Genomic DNA, 15,164 nt, shown 5'->3' on the forward strand with positions numbered 1-15,164 from the left:
CAGTAAAAATGAAGAATTGATGGGGCAATGTATATGAGACATAGTATTACATTATGTTTAAATTATATTAATGTACAAATACACTGAAATCTTGTTATATATATGGAAGACGGAAAGAGGATGAGTTATGGCATTGACGCAACAAAGACTCACAGATAGTGGGGGAGTTAAATTAAGATTAGCAATGGAATTAAGAGATGTTTTGATACCAAAGAACAACTATAAATTAGGGTAGCATTAAAATGAGTATGGAAATATATGAGAATAGGTTGTAATATGATATTAGTTATACGAAAGGTTTACTATGGATAAGGCAAATGAAATAATCACTAAAATCATAAAAGAAGTGCTTACAGCACTTTATCAGCCTTTTGGTGCGGCAGTGCTAATGGCTTTTGTTTCTATGTTTGTTTTTCTTTATGCAAAGGAACACGGCTGGAAGAAGGGAAGCCTGATTAAAAACATTTTTGGAATATGGTTTAAAAATTTTAAGGAAAGCTCTACATTTAGAAGGGCTTTTCTTTTAGTGTTTTATTCTACAATGATTCTTTTTAGAACTATTCTGAATAGAGATATTTGGTTTAATCCGTTAGATTATATTATGGGGGGATGGGGGCTTCATAATTCTGATGGGACCTTGTCTACGGAGCCTATTGAGAATTGCATGCTTTTTATACCTTTTGCTGTGCTTTTGCTTTGGGCATTTAAGGACGATATTCTTGGAAGCGATGTAAGGCTTGGAAAGGTTCTATGGAAGTCCACCGTTGTAGTTGGAATTTTTTCTTTTGGAATCGAATTTTCGCAGTTGTTGTTCCATCTTGGTACGTTCCAAATATCGGATTTGGTGTACAACACGCTGGGCGGAACCGTTGGTGGCGCGGTGTACTATGTGATATATAGGATTAGGCACAAAGGGGAATGATGGATACTACAGTTGATATTTTTGGCTTTTACGTGTATAACATAAGTACCAAGAGGAAAACTCTTCCTATAAAACAGGATATGAAGCATAAGGAGTTTGCTTCCGTTGTACTGGCAACGTTAAAACTTTACATCAACTCTTTAGCACAGTGGATAATAAAGCTGAGTGGGTGAGAGGCTTATGATTGATGGAAAGCATCACAATTAAACCAGCTATTTTGTATTTTTGGAGAAACCTTAGATAAAAGAGGTTTCTCTTTTTTTAACCCCAAAAAGAACTTGTGTTCGAATAAAGGGAGTGGTATAATTAACTGTAGAAATTTAATAATGGATACATATAATATAGTTAAAGTAGATTAAACGAAGTGTATGATACTTATTGCTATAGTTATGTCTTTGTTAACGTCAATATTTTACGTATATTTTTGGGGAATAAGAACCTTGATGGCTCATAATTGTAATATTCAATACGAATCAGTTTGGTTCATAAGAAAGGAAATTACTTTCGAAAAATATAGAAAAAAGTAAAAAAAATGGATTCAAATGATATTACAGATACAATGATAGCAGAACTATATAAATTGAATTATATAAATAAAATGAAAATGAGATTTATTAGTAAAACAATAAAAGCATTTGGAGCATCAATAATAATATTGGTTATTATATTAGCGTATGTAGGTATAGTTAATATGATGAATGTAGTTAATAAATAGAGGCAGGAAAAATGGCAAGGTCGATTATTGATGTGTGCAGTATTGCAATAAAATAAGATTGGAATTTCTCGACTAAAGAATTAAAAAATTAATCAAGGATAGTCAAGAATTTAGTCGAGGATTTAGTTAAGGATAAGGAATTATTGAACTAATTTTGCCTTTGGAACAAATATTAGTTTTTTAGGAGCAAACAATTATGAACATTATCGTAACCGGTGGAGCCGGATTTATCGGAAGTAACTTTGTATTTCATATGTTGAATACATATCCTGATTATAGAATTATTTGTGTGGACAAGCTCACTTACGCAGGTAACTTATCCACTCTTGAACCAGTTATGGACAATCCTAATTTCCGTTTTTGCAAAATCGACATTTGCGACAGAGATGCAATTTACGGACTTTTCGAGGAAGAACATCCTGACATGGTTGTTAACTTTGCGGCAGAAAGTCATGTAGACCGTTCAATAGAGAACCCGGAAGTGTTCCTTAACACTAATATTCTTGGTACTGCAGTTCTTATGGATGCCTGCAGAAAGTATGGTATTAAGCGTTATCATCAGGTATCTACTGACGAAGTTTATGGCGACCTTCCTCTTGACAGACCTGACTTGTTCTTTACAGAGGAAACACCAATTCATACAAGCAGTCCTTACAGTTCGTCAAAGGCAGGGGCTGACCTTTTGGTTCTTGCATATCACAGAACTTACGGACTTCCTGTTACAATCAGTAGATGTTCTAATAACTATGGACCATATCACTTCCCAGAGAAGTTGATTCCCCTTATGATTGCCAATGCATTAAATGACAAGCCACTTCCTGTATATGGCAAGGGCGAAAATGTTCGTGACTGGTTATATGTTGAAGATCATTGTCGCGCAATTGACTTGATTATTCACAAGGGAAGAGTTGGCGAAGTTTACAATGTTGGTGGTCACAACGAAATGAAGAACATTGACATTGTTAAGATTATCTGTAAGGAATTAGGCAAGCCTGAAAGCCTTATTACATACGTAGCTGACAGAAAGGGACACGATATGCGTTACGCAATCGATCCTACTAAGATTCACAACGAACTTGGCTGGTTGCCGGAAACTAAGTTTGTTGACGGTATTAAGAAGACTATCAAATGGTATCTTGACAATAAAGAATGGTGGGAAACTATTATTTCGGGAGAATACCAGAATTATTATGAAAAGATGTATGGTAACAGATAGCAATATGTTGCGGTAGAATAGTTATCCATACGAAAGGTTTACTATGGACAAAGCAAATGATATTATTACTAACATTATAAAAGAGGTGCTTACTGCACTTTATCAACCTTTTGGCGCAGCAGTGCTAATGGCTTTTGTTTCTATGTTTGTTTTTCTTTACGCAAGGGAACACGGCTGGAAGAAGGGAAGCCTGATTAAAAATATTTTTGGAACATGGTTTAGAAATTTTAAGGAAAGCTCTACATTTAGAAGGGCTTTCCTTTTGGTGTTTTATTCTACTATGATTCTTTTTAGAACGATTTTGAATAGAGATATTTGGTTTGATCCGTTAGGCGATGTTATGGGAAAATGGGGGCTTCATAATGCTGATGGCACTTTGTGTACGGAGCCTATTGAGAATTTTATGCTTTTTATGCCTTTTGCGGTGCTTTTGCTTTGGGCGTTTAAGGATGAGATTCTTGGAAGTGATGTAAGACTTGGAAAAGTTCTATGGAAGTCTACCGTGGCAGTTGGAATTTTTTCTTTTGGAATTGAGTTTTCACAGCTACTGTTCCACCTTGGCACGTTCCAAATATCGGATTTGGTGTACAACACGCTGGGCGGAACCGTTGGCGGCACGGTGTACTATGTGATATATAGGGTTAGACATAAAGGGGAATAAAACCAAAAAAGGAGCCGAAAAAAATAGCTGAAAGAAAACAGAAAATATTAAGTCAATCAGGGCTGGCATTGCACCAGCCCTGATTCTCTAAAAACTATTATATAAATATTATCTGTGAAATAAGCCAAAAAGTTAAGAGATTTTGTATCTCTTACTTCAACTTCACCTTAATTGTCTTGCTCCAATTACCTTTTCCGTGCTTATTATATCCTCGAACACGTATGTAGTATGTTTTCTTTTTCTTCAACTTTGTAATTGTAGCTGAGTTTTGCCAAGTTGTTTTTATCTTTAGTGTTTTCGTATTTTTCTTAAATCGTTTGTTAGTGGAGTACTGGACATAGTAGCCACTTTTTCCGCGGGCAGTCTGAGCTTTCCATTTTACATAAATAGAAGTTTTTGAATATTTCTTTGCTGACTTGATTTTTACAGTTGCAGGAGCAGGGTTCTTTTTTGTTTTTATTTTAACTGTTTTGCTCCATTTTCCGTAGCCAACATTTGTTTTATATGCCCTGATTTTAAAATAGTACTTTGTGTTATATTTAAGATTTTTGAAAGTAGTATTTGTAGTTTCAGGTTTTGTAATGTATTTATATTTAAATGCCGTGTTAAATGTTTTGTCAGTGGAATACATTATTGTGTAACCTGTTGCGGAACCTTGCTTGCCCCAACTTAAATGTGCACTGTTATAAGAAGAAACGGAACCTTTCAGTGTTTCTTTCTTAGGCAAAATCAAAAATGTAGTTGAACATACGCTAACGTATTTAACTTCTGTTGCAGTAAGTTTAACCTTGGCAACACCGGTGTTAATGTTAGATGAATAAGTAATCTTGTAATGATATGCAGGAACTAACTGACCGTCAACGTACAAATTGACAGTAGGTTTGATTTGTTTACCTGTTGCGTAGAAAACGTTATTACTCAATGTTATCGTACCTTTTTTTATTGAAACAAAAGGATTGTTTTCTTTATTGGAAGTAGAAATTACACCGTTGTTAAAATTGATAACTACATTAGCATCTGCAGTTCTATATAATTTGATAAAACGTCTTGCAAGTCTTTGAAGTACTGATTCCTTAGGAAATTCGCATATATCAGGAGTTCCGCAGGAAACAACTGCGTATTGTGGAGCAACTGCGTCAAGGAAGTTGGCACATGATGAAGCGGCAGCACCGTGATGACCTATTTTAAGAACATCAGCCTTAAAATTATAACCTTGTTTAAGAAGTTCATTTTCCATGGTAGATGGAAGGTCGCCGGTTAAGAGAATAGACTTGTTATCGCATGTGACACGCATAACAATGCTGGCTTCATTATAGGTTGAACCTTGTGAACCGTCATAAATCACTTCCACAGTCGCATCGCCCAATTTGAATTTTTCACCTTCCACCGGAATCCTGAAAGGACAATCTTTCTCCTTAACGGTTTTTATAAAACTAAGGTAGTCTTTGCTTGGTTTTGTACATGGTGAGTAAATTACCTGACCGATTTCATATTCTTTGAAAACAGCAGGAAAACCGCCAACATGGTCCCCGTCAGGGTGGGTTGATATAACGTAGTCAATTTTTTTATTCGGAATGTTTAAAGATTTAAGATATGCAAGTACCTTTTCAGATATTTGTGAAATACCTGAATCCACAAGCATAAAATGTCCGTTACTTTCGATAACAATGGCATCACCCCTGTCAACATAAATGGCATGCATTTTCATTTGCCCTGCTTTGGCAGAAACATTAATTGCCAAAATGCTAAACATAAAAAGAGCAAGAAATGCAATAAACTTTGTTCCTAAATTAATTTTGTTTTTCATAATTAAGCCATGTCCTTTCTAAATAATAATATGTACGTTTCAGAATAATCCAAAAAACAATTACCATAAATACAAGTACGCCTTCAAAGAATCTGCCCACAGCCAGGAGCATATTGAAATCTGAACCTATCCAGAAAACAAATGTGACTAAAATCTGTAGAACAAAAGTAACGAACCAAATCATTTTGCACCATTTTCTTTCATCTCTACAGCAAATGTCCGTGCACATCTTAAGAAGTCCGCTACTGAACATAAAAGTAGTTATAACATTGCTTCCAAGATAAGCCAGTCCCAAAACAAGAGCTGTATTGCATAGAACTATTCCGTTAGTGAAGAATGGAAGTGCCAAAATAACAATGTGCAAAATTAAGGCGAACAATGTCGTAACTGAACCGTATTTGAAACGGTTATTAACTTTAGCTAAGTTTAAGCATGCAATAAATATAAGAAGAAAACCTAAAGCATCACTGAAAATATCTACTGAAATATTTCCAAAATAAACGTGGTCAATAACTTTTGCCGTGCTCTGACCGGTGTTTGTTGATGAATTGGTTGAGCTATTATCATTTGTTGTATTATAATGTGAATTTTCATCAGCTTTTTCTGAACTTGTGTTAATAACTTTGTAATCGCACCAGGCATTATAGTTAGATGCAATGTTATAATACTGAAATTCTCCGATTACCGAACCTGAATTGTTATATTTATGTGGATATTTAAATGGAGTTGTAACATTAACGTCCAATGTTATGAGAACGAAACCAATTGCCAGCATAAAAATAAAAAGTTTAAATTTGTTTTTGAACATAAAAGCCTCCATAATATTATGTGCATTTTCTTAGATTATAAAATATAAATTTTAAGTAAATACGATATTTTTGTGAAATAAAAACGTTTAAGTACATTATATATGAACCACTTATGAAAAACAACTAATTAGGTGTTTGTGATTGTATATTGCCAAATAAAATAGTATAATAAGGGCGAATTCTGTTAAAGGGAATAAGCCGTAAAAGGCTTCAAAATAAGCAAAGGAGTAATGATATGAAGAAAATCACATCAAAATTAGTAGCAGTATTAATGATTGTTGTTATGGCATTTGGTATTTCAGGCACAGCAACAGTTAAGACAGAAGCTAAAGAAAGCAAAGGTTATGTTATTAAAGTTAACTTAGGAACAAACTGTACAACAGTTTACAAAAACGGAAAAGCAATAAAGGCTATGATTTGTTCACCAAGTAATGAAACACCTACGGGAACATTTTATACACCTGTTAAATACAGATGGCATGAGATGATAGGAAATTGTTATGCACAGTATTGTACAAGAATTACAACCGGCATCTTATTCCATTCAGTTTGGTATTACAAGAATGGTGATAAATCAACAATGTCAGTTAAGGCATACAATGTAATGGGACAGAAGGCATCACACGGTTGTGTAAGACTTTTATGTAAAGATTCTAAGTGGATTTATGATCATTGTGCATTAGGAACAAAGGTTGTAATTTTTAGAGGAACAAAGAAGGATGATCCTATTAAGAGACCTTCATTTACACCTATTACAAACGGTAAGTTTACAGATTGGGATCCAACTGATCCTGATCCTAAGAATCCATACAAGAGCAATAAGCCTGTAATTACTGCAAAAGTAAAGACTATTGAGTATGGAACAAAAGTTAAATTGTCTGACTTAATTACAGTAAAAGACAGAGCAGGCAACGTTCTTACGAAAAAAAATGCAAAGATTACTACAGTTGGTAAGATTAAAACATCTAAATTAGGAAAGTATAAGATTAAATTTAAAGTAAAAGACAGCTTAGGAAACTCAAAGACTAAGACTTTAACATTTAAAGTAGTAGATACAAAGAAACCTGTTATTTCAGGCGCAGTAAAGAATCCTGATGTAGCTTTAAATAGTTCAGTTAATGTTTTAGCTAATGTTACTGCAAAGACAGCAGCAGGCAAGAATATTACTTCGAAAATAAAAGTTACTGTTAAGTATAATAAGAAGAAAGTTAAGATTAAGAATGGTGTGGTTAAGTTTGCAAACAAGGGCAAATATTACATTACATATAAAGTTAAGGGCACAAATAAGAAGACAGCAAAGAAGACTATTAAATACGTTGTAAAAGACCACAAGGTAAGTCTTACAATGAAGAATACAACTGTAAAGGTTAAACAGAACAGCACATTTAATCCTTTGAATTATGTAGCTTCAGTTAAGGATTACAAGGGTAATGCTTTAAATATTAAGAACAGCGTTACAGTTACAGGAAAGGTTGATACAAAGAAACCTGGAACATATATATTAACATATAAGGCACAGTACTCAAATCAGGCATACACTGCAAGAACAGCAACACTTAAAGTTGTAGTAGAAGCTGTTGCACAGCAGCCTACAACAAAGCCTGTTACAACACAGCCTACAACCAAGGTACCTGAAACAACAACTAAGGTACCTGAAACAACAACTAAGGCACCTGAGACAACAACTGTACCGGAAACAACAACATCTAAGTAAATAATAGAAGAAAGAGGGGCAATAAATGTTTTCATATGAGACAACAGTAAGTTACAGCAGAACAGATAGAAATGGAAAAGTTCCAATGCATGAGATATTAAATCTTTTGCAGGATTGCTCCACCTTTCATTCAGAAGATATTGGTCGTGGCGTAAGTTATATGAAAAGAGAGGCCAGGGCGTGGGTACTTGTTGCATACAAAGTTATAGTTAACAGACCTATTATGTTTGGACAGAAAATAACAATAGGCACATCTCCTTCAAAGTTTAGCAGCATGTTTGCTTCAAGACAGTATTTCATAAAAGATGAAAATGGAGATTATCTTGTTCAGGCAGACAGCCTCTGGGTTCTTATTGATATTCAGACACGAAAACCTTTAAGAATTACTGAAGAGGATTCAAGTGTTTATAAACCGGAACCGATATTTGATAATATAAAGGCGTCAAGAAAGATTAGGTTTAGTAGTGAAAGAACAAAATTAGAGTCGTTTAAGGTTTTAAAAACTTACATAGACAGCAATGGTCATATGAACAATGCTAATTATTTAAGGGCGGCTGAAGAATTTTTACCAACAAATTTTCCTTGCCATGAGGTAGATATTGTGTATAATAAAGAAGCTATGGAAGGTGAAATTATTACACCATATCTTTATAGCGAAGAAAATGGAATAGGTATTAGCTTCGAAAATCAAAGTGGAGAGACACTTACAAGAATAATGCTTATGTAATGATAAAAGAGGTTATGGCGTTAAAGTCTGACCTCTTTTTTATAAAAGTGCTAATATCAGGTAAACTATAAAAAATAGAACGGAGAGACAAAAAATGGAATTAGGAAGAACACAAAAATTAGAAATAGTAAGAATGGTAGATTTTGGTGCATATCTTGGCACAGAGGAAGAACAGGTGCTTCTTCCAAAGAAGCAGGTTCCTGAAGGAGCAAATGTTGGTGATGAAGTAAAGGTATTTATTTACAGAGATTCACAGGACAGACTTATAGCAACAGTAAACAAGCCTTTAGTTGAATTAGACGAAACAGCAGTTTTGACAGTTAAGGAAGTTTCAAAGAATGGTGCATTTCTTGACTGGGGCTTAGAAAAAGACTTATTTTTGCCATACAAGGAGCAGACAGTTTCAATTAAGTCAGGGGATAAGGTATTAGTAGGAGTATATTTGGACAAAAGTAACAGATTATGTGCAACAATGAAGGCGTATAAGTTCTTAAAATGTACCTCAACATATGAACCTGATGATGTTGTAACAGGAACAGTTTATAACTACAATCCTGAGTACGGTGTTTTTGTTGCTGTAGATAATAAGTATCACGGACTTGTGCAGAAGAAAGAGCTTACAACAAGATTAGAAATCGGTCAGCAGATTCAGGCAAGAGTAAAAAGTGTAAGACCTGATGGCAAATTAGACCTTTCACTTAGAAAGAAAGCATATTTACAAATGGACGAAGATGCCGAAAAAATATATAAATACATTGAGAATAACGGTGGTCAGTTAGGATATACAGATAAGGCTAAACCTGAGGTAATTAGAGAAGATTTTCAGATGAGCAAAAGTGAATTTAAAAGAGCTATCGGCAGATTGCTCAAAGAACACCGTATAATCATTGGCGAAAGTAACATATTTTTAAATAAATAATAGGGGCTGTATGCAATATTAACAAAGATTTTTTTGTTATTTTGTTTATTTACAATATAGCATTTTTAGTGTCAGTGATTTAGAATACAATCAGACGCGAGATAGAGAAACTATTTCAATACTAGGAGGAATTTTTAAAATGGCAAGTTTATCATTAAGAAATATCTGCAAGGTATATCCAAACGGATTCTGTGCAGTAAAAGATTTTAACCTTGAAATCAAGGATAAAGAATTTATCATCTTCGTAGGACCATCTGGTTGTGGTAAATCAACAACACTTAGAATGATCGCAGGTCTTGAAGAAATTTCATCAGGAGAATTATACATCGGAGATAAGTTAGTAAACGATGTTGAACCAAAGGATAGAGATATCGCAATGGTATTCCAGAACTACGCTTTATATCCACATATGACAGTATATGATAATATGGCATTTGGTCTTAAGTTAAGAAAAGTACCTAAGGCTGAACAGGAAAGATTAGTTAAGGATGCAGCTAAGATTCTTGACCTTGAACAGTTACTTGATCGTAAGCCTAAGGCTTTATCAGGTGGTCAGAGACAGAGAGTTGCTATGGGACGTGCTATCGTTCGTAACCCTAAGGTATTCCTTATGGATGAACCTCTTTCAAACTTGGATGCTAAATTAAGAGTACAGATGCGTGTGGAAATCGCTAAGATTCATAAGAGATTAGGCGCAACAATCATCTACGTAACACATGACCAGACAGAAGCTATGACACTTGGTACAAGAATCGTAGTTATGAAGGATGGTGTTGTACAGCAGGTAGATTCACCTAAGAACTTATATGATAAGCCAGTTAACTTATTCGTAGCAGGATTCATGGGTTCACCACAGATGAACTTCATCGATGCAGAAGTTGAACAGGAAGGTGCTGACGTTAAGCTCCACATTGGACAGGCTAGAACATACATTACAGTACCAGCTGAACAGGCTAGAAGGCTTATTGACGGTGGTTATGTTGGTAAGACAGTTGTTATGGGTATCAGACCAGAAGATGTTCATGATGAAGAAAGCTTCATCGAAATGTCACCTGATAGTGCATTTAAGACAACAATCAGAATTTACGAATTACTTGGTGCTGAAGTATACTTATACTTTGACGTTGAAGGATTCGATTGTACAGCAAGAGTTAATGCTCGTACAACAGCTAGACCTGGTGATGAAGTTGTTATGGCAATGGATCTTACAAAACTTCACATCTTTGATAAGGATACAGAAAAAGTTATCACAAACTAATATATATATTTATCAAAAGACTGCCCGATTTGGGCAGTCTTTTTTACTTAATAAGAAATTCCTTTGGACTTTTTATTAGGCTCTTTGTCAAGAGTGGGGGTAAAAAGATTTTTGGCAAAAATTACAAGATAAAAGTACTATTGATTAGCTCTTTTCTCTTGTTTTTTGTCATAAACTGGTTTAAAATATAGTTTGACAGAATGTACGAATTTTTTAGAACAAGGAGTGGCCTATGATATCAAATCAGATTTTACAGAATACAATAGAAGGAATAAAAAGTATTTCAAGGGTAGATTTACATGTGGCAGATACAGACGGAAAGATTATTGCCAGTACTTCCCAGTTAGGAGATGAGTTTGGACATGCTATAATTAGCTTTGTTAATTCTCCGGCAGACAGCCAGTCAGTACAGGAATACCAGTTCTTTAAGGTTTATGATGAAAGCCAGTTAGAACTGATTCTGATAGCTCAGGGAACAAGCGATGACGTATTTATGGTAGGAAAGATGGCTGCCTTCCAGATTCAGAATCTGCTTGTTGCATATAAAGAAAGATTTGATAAAGACAATTTTATCAAAAACTTATTATTAGACAATCTACTCCTTGTTGACATTTATAATAGATCAAAGAAGTTGTACATTGATGTGGATGCAAGAAGATGTGTCTGTATTATTGAAACAAAGAACGAAAAGGACAGTGTTGCTTTAGAAACAGTTAGAACATTGTTCTCAGGTAATAAGAAAGACTTTATTACAGCAGTAGATGAAAAAAGCATTATTCTTGTTAAGGAGTTAGAAGAAAAACAGGGATATGAAGATATTGAAAAGATAGCAAGGACAATTGTGGACATGCTTAACACAGAGGCAATGGTTAAGGCTACTGTAGCATACGGAACTATTGTTAAGGAGATTAAGGAAGTATCACGTTCATACAAGGAAGCAAGAATGGCCCTTGATGTAGGAAAGATTTTCTTTAGCACTAAGAACGTAATTGCTTACAATAATCTTGGAATCGGAAGATTAATTTATCAGTTACCAATTCCACTTTGCAAGATGTTCATTAGCGAGATTTTTGAAGGAAAGTCACCGGATGAATTTGACGAAGAAACATTAACAACAATTAATAAGTTCTTTGAAAACAGCTTGAATGTATCTGAAACATCAAGACAGTTATATATTCACAGAAATACTTTAGTATACAGACTGGACAAGTTGCAGAAGAGTACAGGACTAGATTTAAGAGTATTTGAGGATGCAATTACATTTAAGATTGCCCTTATGGTTGTTAAGTACATGAAATATATGGAGAACACAGATTTTTAGAAAATAAATAGTTAAAATGTAGCAATATGAAGGCCCACTATGGACCTTCATATTGTGCTAGTGGAGCAAATTCAATTCAGAAATATATTAAAATTTTATTACAAGGATTGTTACGTGCTTTGCCCACCCACAAAAAAAACACATTTGTGTTATATATTTCTATTTAGAGCAGAATATTAGGAGGCATATAATGATTAAAATAGAAGGTGTAAGTAAGTCTTATGGCAACGGTGCACCGGCGTTAAGCAATTTAAATCTTGAAATAGAGGAAGGAGAGTTTGTATTTGTTGTTGGAGCCAGTGGCTCAGGAAAGTCAACATTTATCAAACTGCTTCTTAAAGAGTTAAATCCCACAGAGGGAACAATAGTGGTAGATAATGTTAATTTATCAAAGCTTAAATCAAGAGGAACAGCTAAGTATAGAAGAAAGGTTGGAGTTGTTTTTCAGGATTTCAGATTGTTACAGGATAGAGATGTTTACTCAAATATTGCTTTTGCACAGAGAGTAATAGGGGCGTCACCAAGAGAGATTAAAAAGAATGTGGCAAGAGTATTATCTTTGGTGGGACTTTCAGAAAAATATCGTTCCAATCCGTCAGAATTGTCAGGTGGTGAGCAGCAGAGAGTTGCCCTTGCAAGAGCACTTGTCAATAAACCACAGTATATTTTGGCTGATGAACCTACAGGAAACCTTGACCCTGAAAATTCATGGGAGATTATGAAACTGCTTGAAAAAGTTAATGAGCAGGGAACAACAGTTATTGTTGTTACACATAACATGGAAATAGTTAAGGCTATGAACAAGCGTGTCATAACTATGAAGAAAGGTGTAAAAGTAGAGGACAGCAAAGGGGAGGAACAGACAGATGAATACTAGAACAGCAAACTACTGTTTAAAACAGGGTTTTGTAAACATAAAGAGAAACAAACTGTTTTCCCTTGCATCAATAGGAACTATTGCTGCATGTACATTTTTAATAGGTGTAATTTTTACAATTATTATAAATGTAAACTTTATGGAAAAAAAAGTTGAGCAACAGGTTGGGGTAACAATATTCTTTAACGAAGGGTTAAGCCAGCAGGGAATAGATGATATTGGAAAAACAATTAAGTCAGATTCCCGTGTAAAGAGCTATGAATATACATCGGCAGAACAGGCATGGGAAAGCTTTAAGAAGAATTATTTTAAAGATAATCCTGATTTGGCAGAAGGATTTTCAAAAGAGAATCCATTGGCTAATTCAGCATCTTACACAGTTTACTTAAAGAGTATTAACGACCAGAAAGCTTTTGCAACAGCAATGGAAAAGGTTCAGGGTGTAAGACAGGTTAAGTATTCAAACCCAACTAGAGAGTTTCTTACAAACTTTGGCAAAATGTTAGGATATGCGTCTATTGCATTGATTATTATTTTGCTTGGTGTTGGTATTTTCCTTATAAGCAACACGGTTATGATTGGTATTTCAGTAAGAAGACACGAGATTAAAATTATGAAGCTTATTGGAGCAACTAATAGTTTTGTAAGGGCACCATTTATTATAGAAGGTGTGACAATCGGTTTATTAGGTTCAATAATTCCGCTTGTTATAATAAGACTTGTTTATGACAAATTAATTGATCTTATTATGACTAAATTTGGTGTACTTGGCAACAGTATTCCTTTTGCGTCAGTTCATCAGATTTTTTTGGTTCTTGTTCCATTAGGACTTGGAATTGGAGCAGGTATTGGTTTAATAGGATCAATTGTGTCAATGAGAAAGCACTTAAAGGTATAAAGTTAATTGAGTTAACAGGGAAAGAGATAAGGAGAAAGTAATGAGAAAATCTAAAGTATTAAGTTTTGTTCTCGTGGCAGCATTGGCAGTTACTGCTATTCCAATTAATGCATTTGGAACAGTTAGCGATGAGAAGAATAAGCTTTCAGATTTGCAGAATCAGAAGCAACAGGCTCAGGATGAAAATAATAAACTACAGAAATCTAAGTCTGATGCACAGGAGTATATTCAGTCAGTTGATAAGAAGTTAACTAATTTGGCTACAGAGATGTACAAGACTAATCAGAAATTATCAAAAACAGAAGGCAAGATATCTAAGACTCAGAAGGAATTGGACAATGCTCAGGTTAGCATAAATGAGCAGTATGAAGATATGAAGCTTAGAATCAAATATATGTATGAGAATGGTGATACTCAGATGATAGATTTGATTTTTAATTCAAAGAGCATAACTGATTTCTTAAATAAGGCAGAGTACATAACAGAGTTATCACAGTATGACAGAGATATGCTTAATAAGATGAAGAAGACTAAAGAGAAAATAGCTTCTGCAAAGAGTACTCTTGTAACTGAGAAAAAGAATCTTCAGACAATACAGGCACAGCAGAAGAGTGACCAGACTAAACTTACTAATCTTTCAGCATCAAAGCAGCAGGAACTTAAGAATTATGAAGATTTGATAGCACATAATGAGGCTACTTCTGATGAATTGGAAGCAGAAATCAGTGCACAGGAAAAGAGAGTTGCATCTGTTGAAGAACAGAGCAAAAACCAGGCAGCTGCTGAGCAGGCAAGACGTGAAGCGGCAGCAAAGAAACAGCAGGCAGCTAGTTCAAATAGTAGTACAGGCAATACATCATCAAATACAGGAAGCAACACAACAGATACTTCAAACAGTGGAAATTCAGGAAGTAGTGGAACAGTTTCAGGCGGTGGATTTACATGGCCACTTCCGGGACATACAACTATATCTTCAGGATATGGATATAGAGGTTCTGAATTTCATAAGGGTATTGATATTCCGGCATCAGCAGGAACCACTATTGTTGCAGCAGGTTCAGGTACAGTAGAGTGGGCTAATTATAGTACAACAGCAGGCAACTGGATTGGTATTAATCACGGCAATGGTGTATATAGTGTATATATGCATATGTCTGCACTTTTAGTTTCGGCAGGAACAAAGGTAAGCGCAGGACAGAGCATTGGACTTGTAGGAAATACAGGAGCATCACAGGGTAACCATTTACATTTTGCAGTACGTAAGAACGGGGCATATGTTAATCCTTGGGATTATTTAAAATAAACTTGAATTAAGGAGTC

At 34.8% G+C, this 15,164-nt stretch carries 14 protein-coding genes; 12 read left to right on the forward strand and 2 right to left on the reverse strand.

The genetic code is table 11. The features are described from left to right. The first annotated feature begins 304 nt into the window (after positions 1 to 304). The 4 genes from NQ558_RS02940 (at position 305) to NQ558_RS02955 (ending at position 3,514) form a co-directional block, all read left to right on the forward strand. On the forward strand, positions 305 to 922 hold the full coding sequence (locus NQ558_RS02940; protein WP_005361227.1) for a VanZ family protein: 618 nt from the start codon (positions 305 to 307) through the stop codon (positions 920 to 922). Positions 923 to 1,454: 532 nt separating this feature from the next. Then, a complete protein-coding gene (locus NQ558_RS02945) occupies positions 1,455 to 1,637 on the forward strand; it encodes a hypothetical protein (RefSeq protein WP_005361225.1) in 183 nt (60 codons plus the stop codon). Positions 1,638 to 1,833: 196 nt separating this feature from the next. Next, positions 1,834 to 2,853 (forward strand): dTDP-glucose 4,6-dehydratase, encoded by a 1,020-nt coding sequence (gene rfbB / locus NQ558_RS02950; RefSeq protein WP_005361220.1) that lies wholly within the window; start codon positions 1,834 to 1,836, stop codon positions 2,851 to 2,853. A 43-nt stretch (positions 2,854 to 2,896) separates the two neighbouring features. Continuing rightward, the gene (locus tag NQ558_RS02955) at positions 2,897 to 3,514 is read left to right on the forward strand and encodes a VanZ family protein (protein WP_005361218.1); all 618 of its coding nucleotides are present in this window, start codon (positions 2,897 to 2,899) and stop codon (positions 3,512 to 3,514) included. Between the two features lie 151 nt (positions 3,515 to 3,665). Here NQ558_RS02955 and NQ558_RS02960 read toward each other — a convergent pair whose 3' ends face one another. Both NQ558_RS02960 and NQ558_RS02965 read right to left on the reverse strand, forming a co-directional pair. After that, positions 3,666 to 5,321 (reverse strand): MBL fold metallo-hydrolase, encoded by a 1,656-nt coding sequence (locus NQ558_RS02960; RefSeq protein ID WP_005361217.1) that lies wholly within the window; start codon positions 5,319 to 5,321, stop codon positions 3,666 to 3,668. Next, positions 5,305 to 6,129, reverse strand: a complete 825-nt coding sequence (locus NQ558_RS02965; RefSeq protein ID WP_040446613.1) for a hypothetical protein — start codon at positions 6,127 to 6,129, stop codon at positions 5,305 to 5,307. The genes NQ558_RS02960 and NQ558_RS02965 overlap by 17 nt, the downstream gene beginning before the upstream one ends. A 236-nt stretch (positions 6,130 to 6,365) precedes the next feature. Between NQ558_RS02965 and NQ558_RS02970 the strand changes: the two genes are divergently transcribed. From NQ558_RS02970 to NQ558_RS03005, 8 genes are all read left to right on the forward strand, one after another. Beyond that, positions 6,366 to 7,844 (forward strand): L,D-transpeptidase family protein, encoded by a 1,479-nt coding sequence (locus NQ558_RS02970; protein ID WP_005361215.1) that lies wholly within the window; start codon positions 6,366 to 6,368, stop codon positions 7,842 to 7,844. 25 nt (positions 7,845 to 7,869) lie between these two features. Further along, positions 7,870 to 8,571, forward strand: coding sequence for an acyl-[acyl-carrier-protein] thioesterase (locus NQ558_RS02975; protein ID WP_005361214.1), 702 nt, complete (start codon positions 7,870 to 7,872; stop codon positions 8,569 to 8,571). A 94-nt stretch (positions 8,572 to 8,665) separates the two neighbouring features. Continuing rightward, positions 8,666 to 9,490 carry a CvfB family protein gene (locus tag NQ558_RS02980; RefSeq protein WP_005361212.1) on the forward strand — a complete coding sequence of 275 codons (825 nt, stop codon included), beginning with the start codon at positions 8,666 to 8,668 and terminating at the stop codon, positions 9,488 to 9,490. Positions 9,491 to 9,629: 139 nt separating this feature from the next. After that, positions 9,630 to 10,748, forward strand: coding sequence for an ABC transporter ATP-binding protein (locus tag NQ558_RS02985; protein ID WP_005361210.1), 1,119 nt, complete (start codon positions 9,630 to 9,632; stop codon positions 10,746 to 10,748). 232 nt (positions 10,749 to 10,980) lie between these two features. Further along, positions 10,981 to 12,069 carry a PucR family transcriptional regulator gene (locus NQ558_RS02990; protein WP_005361209.1) on the forward strand — a complete coding sequence of 363 codons (1,089 nt, stop codon included), beginning with the start codon at positions 10,981 to 10,983 and terminating at the stop codon, positions 12,067 to 12,069. Positions 12,070 to 12,259: 190 nt separating this feature from the next. After that, complete coding sequence (gene ftsE / locus NQ558_RS02995; RefSeq protein ID WP_005361208.1) at positions 12,260 to 12,946, forward strand: cell division ATP-binding protein FtsE; 687 nt, start codon at positions 12,260 to 12,262, stop codon at positions 12,944 to 12,946. Then, entirely contained in the window at positions 12,936 to 13,844 is a 909-nt protein-coding gene (ftsX, locus tag NQ558_RS03000) for a permease-like cell division protein FtsX (RefSeq protein WP_005361207.1), read from the forward strand. Before ftsE ends, ftsX begins: the two co-directional genes overlap by 11 nt. A gap of 40 nt (positions 13,845 to 13,884) precedes the next feature. Then, a complete protein-coding gene (locus tag NQ558_RS03005) occupies positions 13,885 to 15,147 on the forward strand; it encodes a murein hydrolase activator EnvC family protein (RefSeq protein ID WP_005361206.1) in 1,263 nt (420 codons plus the stop codon). Positions 15,148 to 15,164 lie beyond the last annotated feature (17 nt).

It is taken from the genome of Eubacterium ventriosum, from assembly GCF_025150745.1.
Classification (GTDB): domain Bacteria; phylum Bacillota; class Clostridia; order Lachnospirales; family Lachnospiraceae; genus Eubacterium_G; species Eubacterium_G ventriosum.